General features: G+C 35.4%; 21 protein-coding genes. All 21 read left to right on the plus strand.

Features of this window, described 5'->3' with window-relative positions; all coding sequences use genetic code 11:
* Positions 1-55: 55 nt before the first annotated feature.
* Positions 56-367: an antibiotic biosynthesis monooxygenase gene (locus B6D18_RS01310; protein ID WP_086362792.1), complete on the plus strand. Its 312-nt coding sequence runs from the start codon at positions 56-58 to the stop codon at positions 365-367.
* Positions 368-729: 362 nt separating this feature from the next.
* The gene (locus B6D18_RS01315; protein ID WP_086362793.1) at positions 730-1,329 is read left to right on the plus strand and encodes a LemA family protein; all 600 of its coding nucleotides are present in this window, start codon (positions 730-732) and stop codon (positions 1,327-1,329) included.
* Positions 1,330-1,334: 5 nt separating this feature from the next.
* Positions 1,335-2,252: a YgcG family protein gene (locus B6D18_RS01320; RefSeq protein ID WP_086362794.1), complete on the plus strand. Its 918-nt coding sequence runs from the start codon at positions 1,335-1,337 to the stop codon at positions 2,250-2,252.
* Positions 2,253-2,599: 347 nt separating this feature from the next.
* Positions 2,600-2,929 (plus strand): PRD domain-containing protein, encoded by a 330-nt coding sequence (locus B6D18_RS01325; RefSeq protein ID WP_216818795.1) that lies wholly within the window; start codon positions 2,600-2,602, stop codon positions 2,927-2,929.
* Between the two features lie 45 nt (positions 2,930-2,974).
* On the plus strand, positions 2,975-3,343 hold the full coding sequence (locus B6D18_RS01330) for an SFCGS family glycine-rich protein (RefSeq protein ID WP_034884881.1): 369 nt from the start codon (positions 2,975-2,977) through the stop codon (positions 3,341-3,343).
* Positions 3,344-3,356: 13 nt separating this feature from the next.
* The gene (locus B6D18_RS01335) at positions 3,357-3,653 is read left to right on the plus strand and encodes a DUF4312 family protein (RefSeq protein WP_086358842.1); all 297 of its coding nucleotides are present in this window, start codon (positions 3,357-3,359) and stop codon (positions 3,651-3,653) included.
* Between the two features lie 15 nt (positions 3,654-3,668).
* Complete coding sequence (locus B6D18_RS01340) at positions 3,669-4,421, plus strand: DUF4311 domain-containing protein (RefSeq protein WP_086362795.1); 753 nt, start codon at positions 3,669-3,671, stop codon at positions 4,419-4,421.
* A gap of 18 nt (positions 4,422-4,439) precedes the next feature.
* Entirely contained in the window at positions 4,440-5,093 is a 654-nt protein-coding gene (locus B6D18_RS01345; protein WP_086358844.1) for a DUF4310 family protein, read from the plus strand.
* 49 nt (positions 5,094-5,142) lie between these two features.
* Positions 5,143-6,297, plus strand: a complete 1,155-nt coding sequence (locus B6D18_RS01350; protein WP_086362796.1) for an amidohydrolase/deacetylase family metallohydrolase — start codon at positions 5,143-5,145, stop codon at positions 6,295-6,297.
* Positions 6,275-7,414, plus strand: a complete 1,140-nt coding sequence (locus tag B6D18_RS01355; protein ID WP_086362797.1) for a DgaE family pyridoxal phosphate-dependent ammonia lyase — start codon at positions 6,275-6,277, stop codon at positions 7,412-7,414. Before B6D18_RS01350 ends, B6D18_RS01355 begins: the two co-directional genes overlap by 23 nt.
* Entirely contained in the window at positions 7,414-8,154 is a 741-nt protein-coding gene (locus B6D18_RS01360) for a KDGP aldolase family protein (RefSeq protein ID WP_086362798.1), read from the plus strand. Before B6D18_RS01355 ends, B6D18_RS01360 begins: the two co-directional genes overlap by 1 nt.
* Before the next feature lie 3 nt (positions 8,155-8,157).
* Complete coding sequence (locus B6D18_RS01365) at positions 8,158-10,077, plus strand: transcription antiterminator (RefSeq protein ID WP_086362799.1); 1,920 nt, start codon at positions 8,158-8,160, stop codon at positions 10,075-10,077.
* 297 nt (positions 10,078-10,374) lie between these two features.
* A complete protein-coding gene (yceD, locus tag B6D18_RS01370) occupies positions 10,375-10,884 on the plus strand; it encodes a 23S rRNA accumulation protein YceD (RefSeq protein ID WP_086362800.1) in 510 nt (169 codons plus the stop codon).
* Between the two features lie 4 nt (positions 10,885-10,888).
* Positions 10,889-11,056 carry a 50S ribosomal protein L32 gene (gene rpmF / locus B6D18_RS01375; RefSeq protein ID WP_025316508.1) on the plus strand — a complete coding sequence of 56 codons (168 nt, stop codon included), beginning with the start codon at positions 10,889-10,891 and terminating at the stop codon, positions 11,054-11,056.
* 33 nt (positions 11,057-11,089) lie between these two features.
* Positions 11,090-12,136: a phosphate acyltransferase PlsX gene (gene plsX / locus B6D18_RS01380; RefSeq protein WP_086362801.1), complete on the plus strand. Its 1,047-nt coding sequence runs from the start codon at positions 11,090-11,092 to the stop codon at positions 12,134-12,136.
* A 4-nt stretch (positions 12,137-12,140) separates the two neighbouring features.
* Positions 12,141-13,094, plus strand: a complete 954-nt coding sequence (locus tag B6D18_RS01385; protein WP_086362802.1) for a beta-ketoacyl-ACP synthase III — start codon at positions 12,141-12,143, stop codon at positions 13,092-13,094.
* Positions 13,095-13,129: 35 nt separating this feature from the next.
* The gene (gene fabD, locus B6D18_RS01390; RefSeq protein WP_086362803.1) at positions 13,130-14,065 is read left to right on the plus strand and encodes an ACP S-malonyltransferase; all 936 of its coding nucleotides are present in this window, start codon (positions 13,130-13,132) and stop codon (positions 14,063-14,065) included.
* Between the two features lie 18 nt (positions 14,066-14,083).
* Positions 14,084-14,818, plus strand: a complete 735-nt coding sequence (gene fabG / locus B6D18_RS01395) for a 3-oxoacyl-ACP reductase FabG (protein ID WP_086362804.1) — start codon at positions 14,084-14,086, stop codon at positions 14,816-14,818.
* A 150-nt stretch (positions 14,819-14,968) separates the two neighbouring features.
* Entirely contained in the window at positions 14,969-15,202 is a 234-nt protein-coding gene (acpP, locus tag B6D18_RS01400; RefSeq protein ID WP_025316503.1) for an acyl carrier protein, read from the plus strand.
* A gap of 158 nt (positions 15,203-15,360) precedes the next feature.
* Entirely contained in the window at positions 15,361-16,605 is a 1,245-nt protein-coding gene (gene fabF, locus B6D18_RS01405) for a beta-ketoacyl-ACP synthase II (protein ID WP_086362805.1), read from the plus strand.
* A gap of 232 nt (positions 16,606-16,837) precedes the next feature.
* A complete protein-coding gene (locus B6D18_RS01410) occupies positions 16,838-17,929 on the plus strand; it encodes a glycerol dehydrogenase (protein WP_086362806.1) in 1,092 nt (363 codons plus the stop codon).
* Positions 17,930-17,934 lie beyond the last annotated feature (5 nt).

Consider the following 17,934-nt stretch of genomic DNA (forward strand, 5'->3'; position numbering starts at 1 on the left):
GTGTTATCACGTGCTATTTTTTTGTCGAGTGTATGGTGTATGAAAGGAGTATTAGATGTATATTGTAATGAATCGTTTTAAAATTAAGTTAGGTAGTGAAGACACTTTTATTGAAATATGGCGTAATCGTGATAGTCATTTAAAAGAGATGAAAGGTTTTAATCGTTTTTATTTCCTTAAAGGAAATACTTATGAAGATTACACATTGTTTTCATCATATGCCGAATGGGAATCAAAACAAGATTTTGAAAATTGGGTTAATTCTGCTCATTTCAAACATACTCACCGTAATACAGATAGCCGTCCAAATAACGCAGATATCTATTTTGAACCGGCTCAACTTGAATGTTTTGAAGTCATTATCTAGGTAATTTTTAAACTAAAAAATCAAATTTAAAAATAAGCATTGTGAGCAATACCAATAAAAAATTACCGATGATAATTCTTCGCAAATTGTATAAAAAAAGATATAATCTAATAACATTACATGGGCATAACATCTATTAAAGAACTCGATCAGTCCATGTAAATTAAGTCTACTATCTAAAAGTCTCTTCTTTGTATTTTATAGTTCATAATTATTTTTATAAAAAGTTTTAAAAATATATTCCTCAATTAAGCATTATAAGTTTGTTTAGTAACAAAATTTTTAGGCTACTGGTTAGTATTTTCTAATTATCATTGCTTTTTTAATCTATTTGAAAGTTTAACTATTTACAGGGGCTCGTCATGAAATCCAAATTACTATTGCTGATTCTTATTTTAATTATTGTTGGTGGATTTTTCTTTTTTAAAGACTATAACAGTATTCAAACTCAAGATGAAAAAATCGCTGCATCTTGGTCGGAAGTGATTAATCAGTATAAACGTCGAGCAGATTTGGTTCCGAATCTAGTCAATACAGTAAAAGGATATGCAACTCATGAAAAAGACGTTTTTACTCAGGTAATAGATGCGAGAGCGAAAGTGGGTTCTATCCAAATTAATGCAGATCAACTTAGTGATCCCGCTTTATTCTTAAAATTTCAACAAGCCCAATCAGAATTAAGTTCCGCATTAAGTCGCTTAATTGCTGTTAGTGAAAATTACCCAGAACTTAAAGCAAACACACTTTATCAAGATTTAATGAGCCAACTTGAAGGTACTGAAAACCGGATAACGGTTGCTAGAGGTCGATATATAGAAACAGTACAATCATTTAATACTTATATTCGTCAATTACCAACCAAATGGATTGCAAATATTATAGGGGTACAACCAAAACAACAGTTTACTGTTGAAAATGAACAACAAATTTCTAATCCACCAGCAGTCAATTTTGGACAATAAACATAATGAAAAAATATTATCTGCTCTTTTGTTTACTGTTTTTTAGTGCGGTAAGTTATGCATTAACTGAAATTCCAACATTTGATCACCGTGTTATTGATACGTCAGATACTTTAGAACCATCACAAATAGATGATTTGGAATCAAGCTTGATTACTTTTGAAAAAACTCGAACTGATGGAGCACAGATCGCGGTATTAGTGATCCCAAAACTCGATAATGAAACGGTTGAACAGTATGCTGATAGGGTGTTTATTCAGTGGAAAATAGGTAAAAAAGAGCAAGATAATGGTGTTTTATTATTAATTGTTAAAGATGATAAGTTGATGCGAATTGAAGTTGGTTATGGTTTTGAAGGAATCATTACGGACTTAATTGCTAGTCATATCATTCGTGAACAATTAGTGCCACAATTTAGACAAAATAACTATTATCAAGGTATACATGATGCACTTTTAGTTTTAATTAATAAGTTGAATGATCCTCAACAGGTACCGGCGACTAATAATGATCCAGATCTCAAAACGGTACTTGCTGGTGATTTTGGTGCTAATTTATTTAATTATGGATTAGCATCCTTTTTTATCTGTTTCACTATTGCTAGTTTATTTTCGATTACTTCCACTAAACGTAGTGCTAGCCGAAGTTTAGGTACTGGTTTACTAAATGGTATATCAGTTGGTGGTTTTACTTTGTTCAATGGTTATTCATTACATATTGTCTTACCTCTAATATTTTTAGCATTTGTTGCCAGTGCGATTTTAAGTGGAATTTTAACCATGAGTGGTGGTAGCGGACGTGGTGGTCGAGGAGGCGGTTTCGGTGGGGATAATGGTGGTGGTTTTGGCGGAGGTTCATTCGGCGGATTTGGTGGCGGAGGCGGTGGACGTAGTGGCGGCGGTGGCGCCTCTGGAAGCTGGTAAACTTTCTTAAAAAGCACCAAAAAGAAATTGTCAATTTACTTTTTTAATACTACTACATAGGTTTATAGCCTCAATAACAAAAATAACTATCTTTGCTTGAAAAAATTTTGAGGAAAGGGGTTTTTTATATCAAAAAAATTTATTAATGATACTTTTAAGCAATAGTTTGTTTAAATTTAAAATCAATTTAGTTAATCTTCAATCACATCCTACATAATAATCCTTGTTTACAACAGCTTTCAGCTAGCCTGACAATAAATTTCCTTTTGCAATAGGAAAAAGTCTCTCTCCACATTGATAATTATTTCCTTTAGGCTAAGTCATTTTAAAAAAACAAGAGAATGACTATGCCACAAATACAATTCCGTATGATCGAAGATGATTTAGATCCCGAAGTTGTGACTGCGCAAACGATAGAAATCATTAATCGTTGGTTAACGGAGCATCAAATAACCCAAAATGAAGTACAAAAAGCGATGTTGTTATCACATGTTAAAGCAATGGTTGAAAGAGCAAAAACACTAGAAAAACTACCTGAGGTTGATCCTTCTTTATTTGATGAGCTCTCAGAGCAATCCTTAATGCTCGCACGTAAAACAGTAAAATTATTCAATAGTCTACCAATGGAAGAGGCTTATTTACTGGCTGTTCATTATGAAGTAGCTATAGCAAATTAAACGAATTACTAAATCTAAAAAACAATAATTAATAGGAGAATAATTATGGCAGAAGTAATCATTGTCATCGGCGATAGAATGGGCAAAGGACAAAAAATAGCAGAGGGAATTAATTCTATTGAAGGGTGTCGTGCAATTGTTATTCCAGGTATGGCAGCTGATATGAAATTAGGCGACGTAATGAATAATGAGAATGCAGATTTAGGACTTTCGTTTTGTGGCAGTGGTGGTGCAGGTGCCATAACGGCACAAAATAAATATGGCTATTCTCAACGACATGGTATGCGTTCAATTGAAGAAGGAGAAACAGCCATTAATGACGGTTGTAAAGTACTAGGATTTGGTTTTATGGATACAGTTGAACTTGGTCAACGTATAGCCCAAGCATTTTTGAAAAAATATCCTCGTTCTTAAATAGGTTAGAAATATGAAAAAAACTGAGCAGATACAAGTAAGAGTAACTGGGCAAGGAGATTCAAAGCAGCGTGCGTTCGCTATAGCGCTAAATCAAGTGCAAAAGCAAGTACTTAAAAATACTAATAATGTCATGCTACGAATTGAACCGCTTGATATTAGTGTTGTTTCTGCTATTGAAAAGATAACTACAGAACGTTTTTTATTTATCTTTTTACCTAGAAAAAAGACATTTTATGACATCACGCTTGATGTCTCAATAAATGTTACGTTTATCGATCTCAACGATATTAAATTTATCTCTAAATAACGTAAAAGGAAAGTCATGGAAATTCTAATTATAGCATTGAAGTCCATTGTAATTGGTGGACTATGTGGATTTGGAGTAGGCGCGGGTGCAGCTCGAATGTTTCATGCTCCAACTTATCAAGGTATGGGGGCATTTCGTACCTTAGGCGAACTTAACTCTTGTGAGGGTGATCCTGCTGCGCATTTTTCATTTGGCTTAGGATTCTTTTTTAATGCTTGGGCTTCATCAGTTGCTGCCGGTTCATTTACCCAAGATGTTGATCATCGCATCATTCCAAACTGGGGTGCTGCATTATTGATGATAAAAAACCGAAATTTAGCACAAACGTTACATGATCCTAAGAAAATGGCCTTTGCTTGTGCATTTGTAGGTGTGATTGTTGTGTTATTTTTAAATACAACTACATCAGTTATTCCTGATTCTTTAAAAATTACCGCGACTAAAGTTTTAGTTCCTGCTGCGAATTTACTGGTAGCAACTGTAATGCCGGTTATTTTCTGGTTGGCAGCTTTAGATGCCGGTAGAAGAAGTGGTTTTTGGGGTACGTTGTTTGGTGGGCTAGCGCAATTAATTATGGGTAATGCAGTACCTGGTTTAGTGTTAGGTATTTTGATTGGTAAAGGAGTGGATGACAGTGGTTGGAATCGAGTGATGAAAATCATGTTAGCTGCGGTAATTGTTTTATTTGTCATGAGCGGATATTTCCGTGGGTTTGATATGAAAATGATTAATTCATTCCGAGATGGTTTGTCTTATTGGTTTAAATAATATAGGGAACAATAGATTATGAATACTCAAACAACCATTAATAAAAGTTTTTGGTATGCCGATTGGTCATTCCCTATTCTTTGTGGATTACTCTCTGCGGGTATTTTCGCTGGAACGCATACTTTTTATGTATATGGGATTGGTGCTTTTAACGAAATAGCCTTTGTTGCAATGCTTAAATCAGGTATGACGACAGGCGATTATGGTGCAGTAGCCGCTTTTGGTGCTAGCTTTTTATTTGCACGTGTCATTGAGGGATCTCTGGTTGGGATACTTGATATTGGTGGTGCGTTACAAACAGGTATTGGTTTAGGTGTGCCAGCGTTGCTATTAGCTGGTGGCTATACATTGCCAATTGAAAACTTTTTGGTAGCGTTATTAACCGGCTTATTACTCGGTATGGTAATTGGTTTACTTATCATCCTTATTCGTAAATTTACGGTTAACAGTGGTGGTGGTTCAACCTTTGGCGCAGATGTCATGATGGGAGCGGGAAATGCATCAGGTCGATTTCTTGGTCCAATGATTATTTTATCAGCTATGGTTGCATCTATCCCTATTGGTATCGGGTCATTGCTTGGTGCACTATTATTTTATGTATGGAAAAAGCCTATTACTGGCGGTGCAATATTAGGTGCCATGATTTTTGGCGGTATCTTCCCTATTATATAATATTATGTTCCCTCTATCATGATTATGATCGAGGGGATTGGATTAAATTATGTATGATTTAATTATAAAAAATGCCAAACTCATTGATAATTCAATAACTGATATTGTCATTCAACAAGGCAAAATTGTAGAAATTGGCAAAAATATAATCGCACCATCAAATCAAGTGTTGGATTTACAAAATCAACACTATATAAGTGCCGGCTGGATAGATTCCCATACTCATTGCTTTGCTCACTCACCAATTTATTACGATGAACCCGATCTCATTGGTGTTAAAACTGGTGTGACGGCAGTGGTTGATGCTGGTAGTGTTGGCGCACTTGATGCGGACGAATTTTATGATTTAGCGATGCAGGCTAAAACTCATGTTTATTCTTTTTTAAATATCTCAAAAATTGGCTTAATAAGGCAAAGTGAACTTGCTGATATGCAAGATATCGATGTGCCGTTATTTGACCAAACTTTAGTTAAATATCCTAATTTTATTATTGGAATAAAAGTTAGGATGAGTCGAAGCGTTGTTGGTGAAAATGGTATTTTACCGTTAATCAAAGCCAAAGAGATGCAGAAAAAGACGGGTCTACCACTAATGATTCATGTAGGAAATAATCCGCCTGAACTTGATGAAATTGCTGATTTATTAACTAAAGGCGATATTATTACTCATTGTTTTAATGGTAAGCCAAACCAAATATTTGATAAGCAAAATAATCTGCGTGATTCAATTAAACGTGCCATTGAACGTGGGGTAATTTTAGATATTGGTCATGGTGGTGAAAGTTTCAGTTTTGCGGTAGCTGAGCGAGCTAAATGCTTAGATGTTTATCCAAACACTATCAGCTCTGATATATATTCTAAAAATCGATTGCAAGGTCCTGTATTTAACTTAGCAAATGTGATGAATAAATTTATCTGTCTAGGTTATAGCAAAACTAGAATTATTGATAGTGTCACTAGAAATGCGGCACAAATTTTGCATTTAAACAATAAAGGGGAAATAGCCATTGGCTATGATGCCGATTTGACTATTTTTGATATAAAACAGCAAACCGTCTCTTTAACTGATTCAGAAGGTGAAAAGAGGGAATGCCATGAACAGTTTGTTCCTTTAGCCGCTATCGTAACAAATACAACCAAAAAAGTTACACACATTGAAATAACACAAGAAGGTAGTAAAAATGAGCTCAGAATCTCAAACTGAAAAAGAAATATACAGTAAATACCACTTAAAAAAAGTGATTAATGCTTCGGGGCGAATGACTATTTTAGGTGTTTCAACACCCAGAGCAGAAGTAGTTGATACTGTATCTCATGGATTAAATGAATATTTTGAAATAAAAGATTTAGTTGATAAAACTGGTCAATACATTGCTAAATTACTCAATGTCGAAAACGCTGTAGTCGTATCATGTGCTTCTGCTGGCATTGCGCAAGCTGTCGCAGGTTTAATCGTTAAAGATGATCGTGATTTATTATTTAATTTACATAGTTCTGCTAAATGGGTAGCAAGGGAAATTATTGTGCCAAAAGGACATAACGTAAATTTTGGCGCTCCTATTGGTACGATGGTCGCTTTAGGTGGTGGAATTGTAGTTGAAGCGGGTTATGCAAATGAGTGTAAACCAGAGCATATTGAATCATTAATTAATTCTGATACCGCGGCTATTTTATATGTTAAATCACATCATTGTGTGCAAAAAAGTATGTTATCAGTTGCGCAAGCCGTAACAGTGGCCAAAAAATATAATATTCCATTAATTGTTGATGCCGCAGCGGAAGAGGATTTACAAACTTATTATCAACAAGGCGCTGATTTAGTTATTTATAGTGGTGCAAAAGCAATTGAAGGGCCTACTAGTGGCTTAGTTATTGGCCGTCATCAAACCATTGAATGGCTTAAACTTCAGTCTCAAGGTATTGGCCGACCAATGAAGGTTGGTAAAGAAGGGATTTTAGGCCTAACTAAGGCAATTGAGTTATATATTAACGATCCTAAACAAGAAACTGGACAAGAAATGGTTGCCAAAATGACACCATTTATCGAAAAATTAAATTCTATTAATGGTCTATCGGCAAAAGTTGTCTGGGATGGTGCTGGCCGAGATATTGCTCGTGCAGAAATATCATTTGATGCAAAGGTTATTGGTAAAACAGCTCTTGAAATGATAGATCTGATGAAGCAAGGTGAGATTGCAGTCTATTTTCGGGAATATAAAGCCAATGAAGGCAAAGTAGATGCAGATGTTCGCAGTGTAACGGCGGAACAGCTTGATATTGTCTATAACAAAATTATAAAAATTATCCAAGGAGTAAAATAATGCAATTGACACCAAATTATTTTAACGATCGTGTTTGTTTAAACGTATTAGCCAATTCGATCGATAATGCTAGTGCTATTTATGAAGCTGCACAAACTTATGTTGTTGTGGGTGTATTATCTAAAAATTATCCAGATAATCAGCAAGCAATAGAAGATATGAAAAAATATGCATTAGCCATTGATAATGCTATTTCAGTTGGTCTGGGAGCGGGTGATCCTAACCAATCTATTATGGTGTCAGAAATATCTGCAGTTCTACAGCCTCAACATGTAAATCAAGTTTTTACAGGAGTAGCAACAAGTCGCGCTTTATTAGGACAAAAAGAAACGGTAATCAATGGTCTTGTATCACCAACCGGAAAAGTAGGATTAGTTAATATTGCTACAGGTCCACTAAGCTCAAAATCACCAGCTGCTATTGTGCCGGTGGAAACTGCAATTGCTTTATTAAAAGATATGGGGGGAAGCTCAATTAAATATTTCCCTATGGGTGGGTTAAAACATATAGATGAATATGAGTATGTGGCTAAATGTTGTGCTGAACATGATTTCTATTTAGAACCTACTGGTGGTATCGATTTAGACAATTATGAAACAATTTTAAAAATTGCCTTGAATGCTGGTGTGAAAAAAGTTATTCCACATATTTATACCTCAATTATTGATAAAACAACTGGGGCGACAAGAACTGAAGATGTTAAACAACTATTAGCGATTACGCAAAAGTTAGCAGGATGAGTAATGGCATCTAAATTGCTATTCCCTTATCAACGATTAGCGTATATTTTTGATACGATAAAAAACGAATTGCTACCTCAAAAAGAGTTAGCAAATCGTTTTTCAGTATCAATAAGGACTATTCGGTCTGATATTGTGGCTCTTAACGATGTATTAGACATGTATGGTGCACAAGTTGATTATATTAAAAACGTTGGTTATCATCTTGTCATAACAGATCCTAATCTGTATGCGACCATACCAATTATCCAGCAAGTAGAACGGGTTCCTCGAACTAATAAAGAACGTGTTTCCGCCTTATTGATTGCATTTTTAACCCAATCAAAATCGGTAAAATTGGATGATATTGCTGGTGAGTGGTTTTTGAGTCGTAATACATTACAAAATGATGTTATTGAAGTTAAGCAATATTTAGATAAATACCATTTATCGCTGGATAATCGTCCTTATTCCGGTATGCGATTAGTTGGTGAAGAGTCGGCTATTCGAGCGTGTTTAACTGATATATTATGGCAAAACCATATCACAGGGGACACTATTAATGTTAATCGGTTAATTCAGACAATATTATCTGATATTGATTTAGATTATCTGGAAAGTGTACTGCAAAATCAGTTTGAACGTTTTGAATTAAAATTAACCGCAGAAGGGCAAGGGTATTTGCTCTATTGTTGTGCCGTTTCAATAACCAGAATTACGCAAGGGCATGAATTAGTAGAATATCAAGTCGATCATATTGATTCGACAGTTATTGGTGCTGCACGGGAGGTTTCTGAAGGCTTGTCCTATTTTTTAGGTAGTACCCTTTCTGATGCTGAATTTAACTATTTATGTGTGCAGATTATGTCGCGCACTATTATGGAATCACCTAACCAAGCCAAAAGTTTAGAGTTATTTGAACATATCTTATCTTATATCAATGATTCTTATCACTATAATTTGAAACAAGATATGAAGTTACGTCAAGATATGTTAATTCATATTTCATCGATGCTATCTCGTATAAAATATCAAATTCATACTTCCAATCCGCTATTACATGAAATTAAACAATATTATCCTTTTGCTTATGATATTACTTTATCGGCATTAGCGAATATTCATAAATTTACTGATGTGAAAATGACTGAAGATGAAATCAGCTATTTAGCAATTCATATAGGGGTAGCATTAGAGCGAAACTATAGTGCAGGATATGAAAGGTTAGTACAAATTTTATTGGTTAGTGAATTAGGTAACGCAACTTTGCGTATGATTGAATCAAAAATTAAACGCGATTTTCCTCATATTTTAATTAATCGAACGCTTTCTTATAGAGAGTATGAACAGTTAACGCATATTGAAGAAGATTTTGTGGTGTCTACGGTTCGTTTAACCGAAAAAGATAAGCAAATAGTGAAAATAGCACCATTTCCAACGCCTTATCAACTTGAACAATTAGGGCGTTTATCTATGGTTGATCGTACTATGCCATATATTATTGAGCGTTTTTTTGATGAAAAATTTTTCCTAATTATTGACAAACCGATGACGCAAAGTGAATTGTTCCAGATTGTTTGTCAGCGGTTGGAAGAATCTGGATATGTGGGACAGGACTTTTATCCATCGGTAGTAGAACGAGAAAGTATTGTATCAACTTTAATCGGTGAAAATATTGCCATTCCTCATTCAGTTGGGTTGTTAGCTAAAAAGACAGTGGTTACCACTATTTTGGCGCCCCACGGTATTGAATGGAATAAAAATGAAATTGCGCATGTTATTTTTTTATTAGCAATTAGCAAAGATGAATATGAAGATGCGATGCGAATTTATAACTTAGTCGTCAATTTTGTTAAAGAAAGATCAACTAAGCGATTATTAAATAGTCGTAATTTCGATGATTTTCGAGCTATTGTAAAAGATAGTTTTGGGCGTTTATCGTAATAAACTTGATTTAATTTGCAATTAAGAAAGGGATTCAACTAAGCGAATAACACAAGTTATTAAATGATTAAATAAATAGCAATTGTGAGCGCTAAAAAACCCCGTTCCTCAAAATTTTTTGTTAAGAAATAAGTAAAATAAAAATTATAAATATTTAAGAAATAATCAACAATTAAAACAAATTATCATGTGCTTGCCCATTGACGAAATGGTGATTTAAAGGTATTATGCGCGCCTTATGGCTTTGTGTGGTTTTTAGCTGCACTTAATAATTTTTAAGGTAGGCATGCATATCTTATGCAAAATAAATTACCATTAACAATTGACCCAATCAAAGCAGCACAGAAAAGACTTGATTATGTTGGATATTATCCAGCTCAAAGTGCAACAAGGATTGAAAGTCCAAAAAGTGATATCGAATGTCATTTGTCTTTTGATTTTGATGAGCAAAGGCTTTGCGTTATCACTATTGATGCAAAAATAACGCTAGAACAAATTTGTCAGCGTTGTTTTAAACCTTTTATCACTGAAGTTCATGTGATGAATAAATTTAGTCCTGTTAAGAGCGATGCTCAAGCAGAGACATTACCGGAACATTATGAACCCGTTTTAGTTAACGAGTTTGGTGAAGTAGATATATTAGCGTTAATTGAGGACGAAATTATTCTCTCATTACCAATTGCGCCGGTGCATGATAGTAAACACTGCGAAGTGTCAGAGGCAGATATGGTGTTTGGTGAAATTCCAGCTGAGAATGAAAAACCAAATCCATTTGCAATTTTAGTTAGTTTAAAGAATAAGGGGTAAATCCATGGCTGTTCAACAGAATCGTAAAACTCGTGCAAAACGTGGTATGCGTCGTTCTCATGATGCATTAACTGTTGCTAATATCTCAGTTGATGAATCAGGTAAAACTCATTTACGTCATCACGTAACCGCTGATGGTTATTATCGCGGCCGAAAAGTGATTTCTAAATAATTAATTACTAATTAGAAATCTTCAGGTGACATTTTGGATAATCTAACCATTGCGTTAGATGCTATGAGCGGGGACTTTGGTCCTCGTATTGTTGTTCCTGCTGCAATTAAAGCATTACATCATTATCCAAATCTTTCTATCTTCCTTGTTGGTGACATAAAGGAAGTTAGATTTTTTTTGTCTAAAGAAAATATCAAGCTAGTTACCCAGTATCAAGAAACTGGTCGTTTGATGGTGACAGAATCAACATCTATCATTACTAATGATATGAAACCTTCTTATGCTATTAGGCATAGTCAAGGTTCGTCAATGAGAATTGCATTAGAGTTAGTAAAAAATAATAAAGCTCAAGCTTGTGTTAGTGCTGGTAATACTGGTGCGCTGATGGGGTTGTCTAAGTTATTATTACATTCTCTAACTGGTATTGATAGACCAGCATTAGTTGCCACCATTCCGGCGTTAAATAATCAAAATACTGTGGTACTTGATTTGGGAGCAAATGCTGAATGTGATAGCGATATGCTGGTTCAATTTGCCATAATGGGTGAAATACTAGCAAAATCGGTTCTTCATATTGAAAATCCTCGAGTTGCTTTGCTTAATATTGGTGAAGAAGATATTAAAGGATTGGATAAAATTCGTGCTGCTGCGTCTATTTTAAAAGCTAATCATCAAATCAATTATATTGGTTATTTAGAAGGTAATGAGCTATTAACTGGTAAAACTGATGTATTAGTTTGTGATGGCTTTGTTGGTAATGTAACTTTGAAAACGGTAGAAGGATTAATTAAAATTTTTCTATCTTCGTTCAAAATGCTTTTAGGGCACAACTCATTTGTTATGAAATTTTTGAGTAAATGGCTGCAAAGAAAAATAGTAAAAAATTTTGGTTATTTAGACCCTGGGCGATATAATGGCGCTTGTTTACTTGGCCTTCAGAGTATTGTGATTAAAAGTCACGGTAGTGCCAATCAAAAATCATTTTTTGCAGCAATAGAGCAAGCTATTTTAGCTATCGAAACCAATATACCAGAGAAGATTGCCAACAGCCTTTCTTCTGCACTACCCAAGAGCGAATAATTAGATGTATACAAAAATATTAGGAACAGGAAGTTATCTTCCAAAACAAATAAGAACCAATGCCGATCTTGAAAAAATGGTGGATACTAGTGACGAATGGATAACTACTCGTACAGGTATAAAAGAAAGACGGATAGCTGCACCCGATGAAACTGTTACTAGTATGGCCTATGAAGCGGCAATTAAAGCTATTGAAATGGCGGATATTGATAAACAAGAAATTGGTTTAATTATTGTCGCAACAGCAACATCTGTTAATGCCTTTCCTAGTTCTGCTACAGAATTACAAGCTAAATTAGATCTTGGTGATGTGGTTGCCTTTGATGTATCGGCAGCTTGTTCTGGATTTATTTATGCATTAGATATTGCAGATAAATATGTAAAAAGTGGTGTAATAAAATATGCCCTAGTTGTTGGTTCTGATATGTTAACCCGTGGTGTTGATCCGACAGATAGAGGTACAATTATCATTTTTGGTGATGGTGCTGGAGCGGTTGTGGTTGGTGCTTCTGAAGAGCCTGGTATTATTGCCTCTCATTTACATGCTGATGGCCGTTATGGCGAATTATTAAAATACCCATATGTTGATCGCCGTTCACTTAATGACCCCGCCTATATGACAATGCAAGGTAATGACGTATTCAAAATTGCAGTCAAAGAGCTTTCTAATTTAGTTGATGAACTTTTAGCCGAAAATGCATTTAATAAATCTGATTTAGATTGGTTAGTACCACATCAAGCTAATTTACGTATTATTTCAGCTACAGCCAAACGTCTTGATATGGATATGAGTAAAGTGATCGTTACGCTTGATAAACAAGGTAATACTTCCGCTGCATCAGTACCTTGTGCTTTAGATACAGGTGTACGAGATGGGCGTATTAAACGTGGACAACTGATTTTATTAGAAGCTTTCGGTGGCGGCTTTGTCTGGGGCTCAGCACTCGTTAGATTTTAATTTTATAAATTATTTAGGTAATCAAGGATTTCAAAATGACCAAATTTGCAATGGTATTTCCAGGACAAGGCTCACAAGCTGTTGGTATGTTAAAAGATCTTGCTGAAAACTATCCAGTTGTGAAATCAACTTTCGATGAAGCATCACAAGTACTAGGTTATGATTTATGGACTTTAGTTCAAGATGGTCCAGCTGAAGAATTGAATAAAACTTGGCAAACTCAACCGGCATTACTTGCTGCATCGGTTGCGATTTACCGAGTTTGGCAAAGTATTAATGGTCCTCAACCAGAATTTATGGCTGGTCACAGTTTGGGTGAGTATTCAGCATTAGTATGTGCTGGTGTGATTGATTTTAAAGATGCTATTAAATTAGTAGAGTTACGCGGTAAATTAATGCAAGAGGCAGTGCCAAGTGGTACTGGTGCAATGTTTGCTATTATTGGTCTAGATAATGAGTCAATTCAAAAAGCATGTGAACAAGCAGCTCAAGGTCAAGTTGTTGCGCCAGTTAATTTTAATTCACCAGGCCAAGTTGTAATTGCCGGTAACAAAGAAGCAGTTGAACGTGCCGGTGCGCTTTGTAAAGAGGCGGGCGCTAAACGTGCATTACCATTGGCAGTAAGTGTACCATCACATTGTGCATTAATGAAACCAGCCGCTGATAAATTAGCGACAACTTTAAATAACATGACGTTCAATGCACCTCAATTTGCTGTGATTAATAATGTTGATGTTAAAGTTGAATCATCAGCAGCTAACATTAAAGCTGCATTAATAGCTCAGTTATATAGCCCAGTTCGTTGGACTGAAACGGTTGAAGAAATGGCAAAACAAGGTGTAACACAGCTAGTTGAGATGGGCCCAGGTAAAGTTTTAACTGGCTTAACTAAACGAATTGTTGATTCATTATCAGCTTGTGCTGTTAATGATAAAGCGTCATTAGATGTTGCAATTGAAAATACTAAATAGAATACAAAAGGGGTAGTTATGAACCTATCAGGAAAAATTGCTTTAGTAACTGGTGCAAGCCGTGGAATTGGAAAGGCCATTGCGGAAAAATTAGTTGCATGTGGTGCAACTGTTATTGGTACTGCAACGACAGAAAAAGGTGCACAGGCCATAAGTGAATATTTAGGATCTAACGGAAAAGGTTTAGCTCTAAATGTGACCGACGAAGCGTCTATCGAATCAGTTATTAATGCAATTAAAACAGAGTTTGGCGATATTGATATTTTAGTTAATAACGCAGGTATTACCCGTGATAATTTATTAATGCGAATGAAAGAAGATGAATGGCAAGATATTTTAAATACTAACTTAACCTCAGTTTTTCGTTTATCAAAAGCATTAATGCGTACTATGATGAAAAAACGTTATGGCCGAATTATTACTATAGGCTCAGTAGTAGGTACGATGGGTAATGCTGGTCAGGCTAATTATGCTGCAGCAAAAGCAGGATTAATCGGATTTAGTAAATCATTAGCACGTGAAGTTGCATCTCGTGGAATTACAGTTAATGTTGTTGCACCAGGATTTATTGCAACTGATATGACCGAAGCACTAACGGATGAGCAAAAAGCCTTAACATTAGCACAAGTACCGGCAGGGCGTTTAGGTGAGCCAGCTGAGATTGCTAATGCAGTGGCATTTTTGGCTTCTGATGATGCATCTTACATCACAGGAGAAACTTTACATGTCAATGGTGGCATGTATATGGTGTAATTGATCAGAATAGTGTAAAATAAACCAATAATTTGATGTTTTGAACAAAAAATAAGCAATTGGGTTGAAAAATGATTGGCATCTTTTTCAACATTTTATAAACTTACATTCACCGCCACTTTCGGCGATATTTATAGGAAAAAAAAGAGTATGAGCACTATTGAAGAGCGAGTTAAGAAAATTATTGTTGAGCAACTTGGTGTGAAAGAGGACGAAGTTAAGAATGAATCTTCTTTCGTTGAAGATCTTGGCGCTGACTCTCTTGATACAGTTGAATTAGTTATGGCTTTAGAAGAAGAATTTGATACAGAAATTCCTGATGAAGAAGCTGAAAAAATTACAACTGTACAATCTGCAATTGATTATATTACTGCAAATCAATAAGGTTAGCAGAGTTTTCACAATAGGCGGTCAAATGATCGCCTAGTTTTTATTTATGTCTCTTTTTTTATAGAGTGGATTTGACATAATTTAATTTTGAAAACTCATGATAAAATTTTCAATGATTCAAATTTCATTTCAATCCTTTTCTGGAGGACAATGTGTCTAAACGCAGAGTTGTTGTTACTGGAATGGGCATGATATCTCCATTAGGTAATACAGTTGAGTCTACTTGGCAAGCTTTATTAGCAGGTCAAAGTGGCGTAGAACTTATAGAACACTTTGATACAGCCCCTTTTGCAACGCGCTTCGCAGCGATGGTTAAAGACTTTAATGGCGAAGATTATAATATTTCACGTAAAGATGCCCGTAAAATGGATTATTTTATCCAATATGGTATCGCTGCAGGTATACAAGCAATGCAAGATGCTGGCATTGAAGTTACGGAAGAAAATGCAGAACGCATCGGTTGTGCTATCGGTTCAGGTATTGGTGGGCTAGGATTAATTGAAGAAAATCATAGTGCATTAGTCAATGGTGGACCGCGTAAAATTAGTCCATTTTTTGTGCCATCAACAATAGTCAATATGATTGCTGGTCATTTATCAATTATTTACGGATTAAAAGGACCAAGTATTACTATTGCTACTGCTTGTTCATCGGGTGTACATAATATTGGTCATGCTGCACGTATGATTGCTTATGGTGATGCCGATGCAATGTTAGCTGGTGGTGGTGAAAAAGCTAGTACTCCATTGGGTATTGGTGGTTTTGGTGCTGCTCGTGCATTATCAACTAACAATGATAATCCTAAAGCTGCTAGTCGCCCGTGGGATAAAGATCGTGATGGTTTTGTGCTTGGTGATGGTGCAGGTATCATGTTCTTAGAAGAATATGAACATGCTAAAAAGCGTGGTGCTAAAATTTATGCTGAAATTGTCGGTTTTGGTATGAGTGGCGATGCTTATCATATGACTTCACCGCCAGAAAACGGTAGTGGTGCAGCATTAGCCATGAAATGTGCTATTCGTGATGCAGGTATAACGGCAGAACAAGTTGGATACATTAATGCACACGGTACGTCAACTCCAGCTGGAGATAAAGCTGAAACGCAAGCAGTTAAAAGTATTTTCCAAGATAATGCTAATAAAGTAATGGTGAGTTCAACTAAGTCAATGATTGGGCATTTATTAGGTGCTGCTGGTGCTGTTGAATCTATCTTTACGGTGCTTGCATTACGTGATCAAGCTGTTCCACCAACAATTAACCTTGACAACCCTGATGAGGGGTGCGATCTGGATTATGTTCCACATACTGCTCGTCAAGTGAAAAACTTAGAATATGCACTTTGTAATTCATTTGGCTTTGGTGGTACTAACGGTTCAGTCTTATTCAAGAAGATTTAATCTCCTTTCTTCCCATCACGATTTAGTGATGGGAATCATCTATTTTTATCTTTTGATAATACACGTCACAATTAAAAAATGTGGCATATGCCTCATTTTTAAAAATATTTAGTAGCTTAATAATAATAAAAGCGTATGTTTTAATTTAATAATATAGATAAAAAATATTTCTCTGAATAATGGTAATAAGATTTATCTATGCAGGATTTTTTAATTTATAGGAGCTGTTATTATGATTACTACTGCAATTTTCCCTAATCGTTATATTCAAGGTTTTAACGCAATTGAAAATAGCTTAGGTGAAGAATTAGCTAGGCTTGGAAAAAAAGCGTTATTGCTTGAAAGTCCATCTGCCTACAAAAATTTATCTAAAACTATCGAAAAATCATTATCAGGTAAGATTGAAAGTGTTGTTGATATTTTTAACCGGGAATGTAGTGATGAGGAGATTACAAGAATAATTGAGTTAGCCAAAGCTCAAAATATTGATGTGATTGTTGGTATAGGTGGAGGGAAGGTTATTGATACAGCGAAAGCAGTAGCTGCAACTATTCATTATCCTTGTGTTGTTGTGCCAACGCTTGCCTCTACAGATGCACCTTGCAGTGCTTTATCAGTAATTTACACCTCAACAGGTGAATTTAAACGCTATTTTGTATTACCAAGAAATCCTGATGTTGTTTTAGTTGATTCAAATGTTATAGCTAATGCTCCTGCAAGATTTTTAGTTGCAGGTATGGGCGATGCTTTAGCAACTTGGTTTGAAGCCGAAGATTGTAGGCAATCAAAAGCTGGGAATATGACAGGGCGACCTGGGCCAATGACCGCATTTGCGCTGGCAAAATTTTGTTTTGAAATATTGTTAAAATATGGTGTACAAGCTAAAAATGCTTGTGAACAAAAAGTAGTAACCTCAGCACTGGAACATGTGATCGAAGCTAATACGTTACTATCTGGATTAGGGTTTGAAAGTGGTGGCCTTTCAGCTGCACATGCCATTCATAATGGATTTACTGCATTAGAAGCGACACATGATTACTGGCATGGTGAAAAAGTGGCGTTTGGTACACTTGCTATGTTAATGTTAATTGATAGTGACCCACAAATGATTGAAACTGTTTATGATTTCTGTCAGTCCGTTGGGTTGCCTACCACACTAGCAGAAATTGGTTTAGCTAATGTTAGCGATGATGACTTAATGCAAGTAGCAATTTTAGCTTGTGCGCAAGGTGAGTCAATTTATAATTCTCCTGCTGAAATCACTCCAGACACAGTATTTGCAGCAATAAAAGCCGCAAATGCTGAAGGTTTACGACGCAAATAACGTTT

Origin of the sequence: Gilliamella sp. A7 (assembly GCF_002142015.1) — a bacterium.
Taxonomy (GTDB): domain Bacteria; phylum Pseudomonadota; class Gammaproteobacteria; order Enterobacterales; family Orbaceae; genus Gilliamella; species Gilliamella apis_A.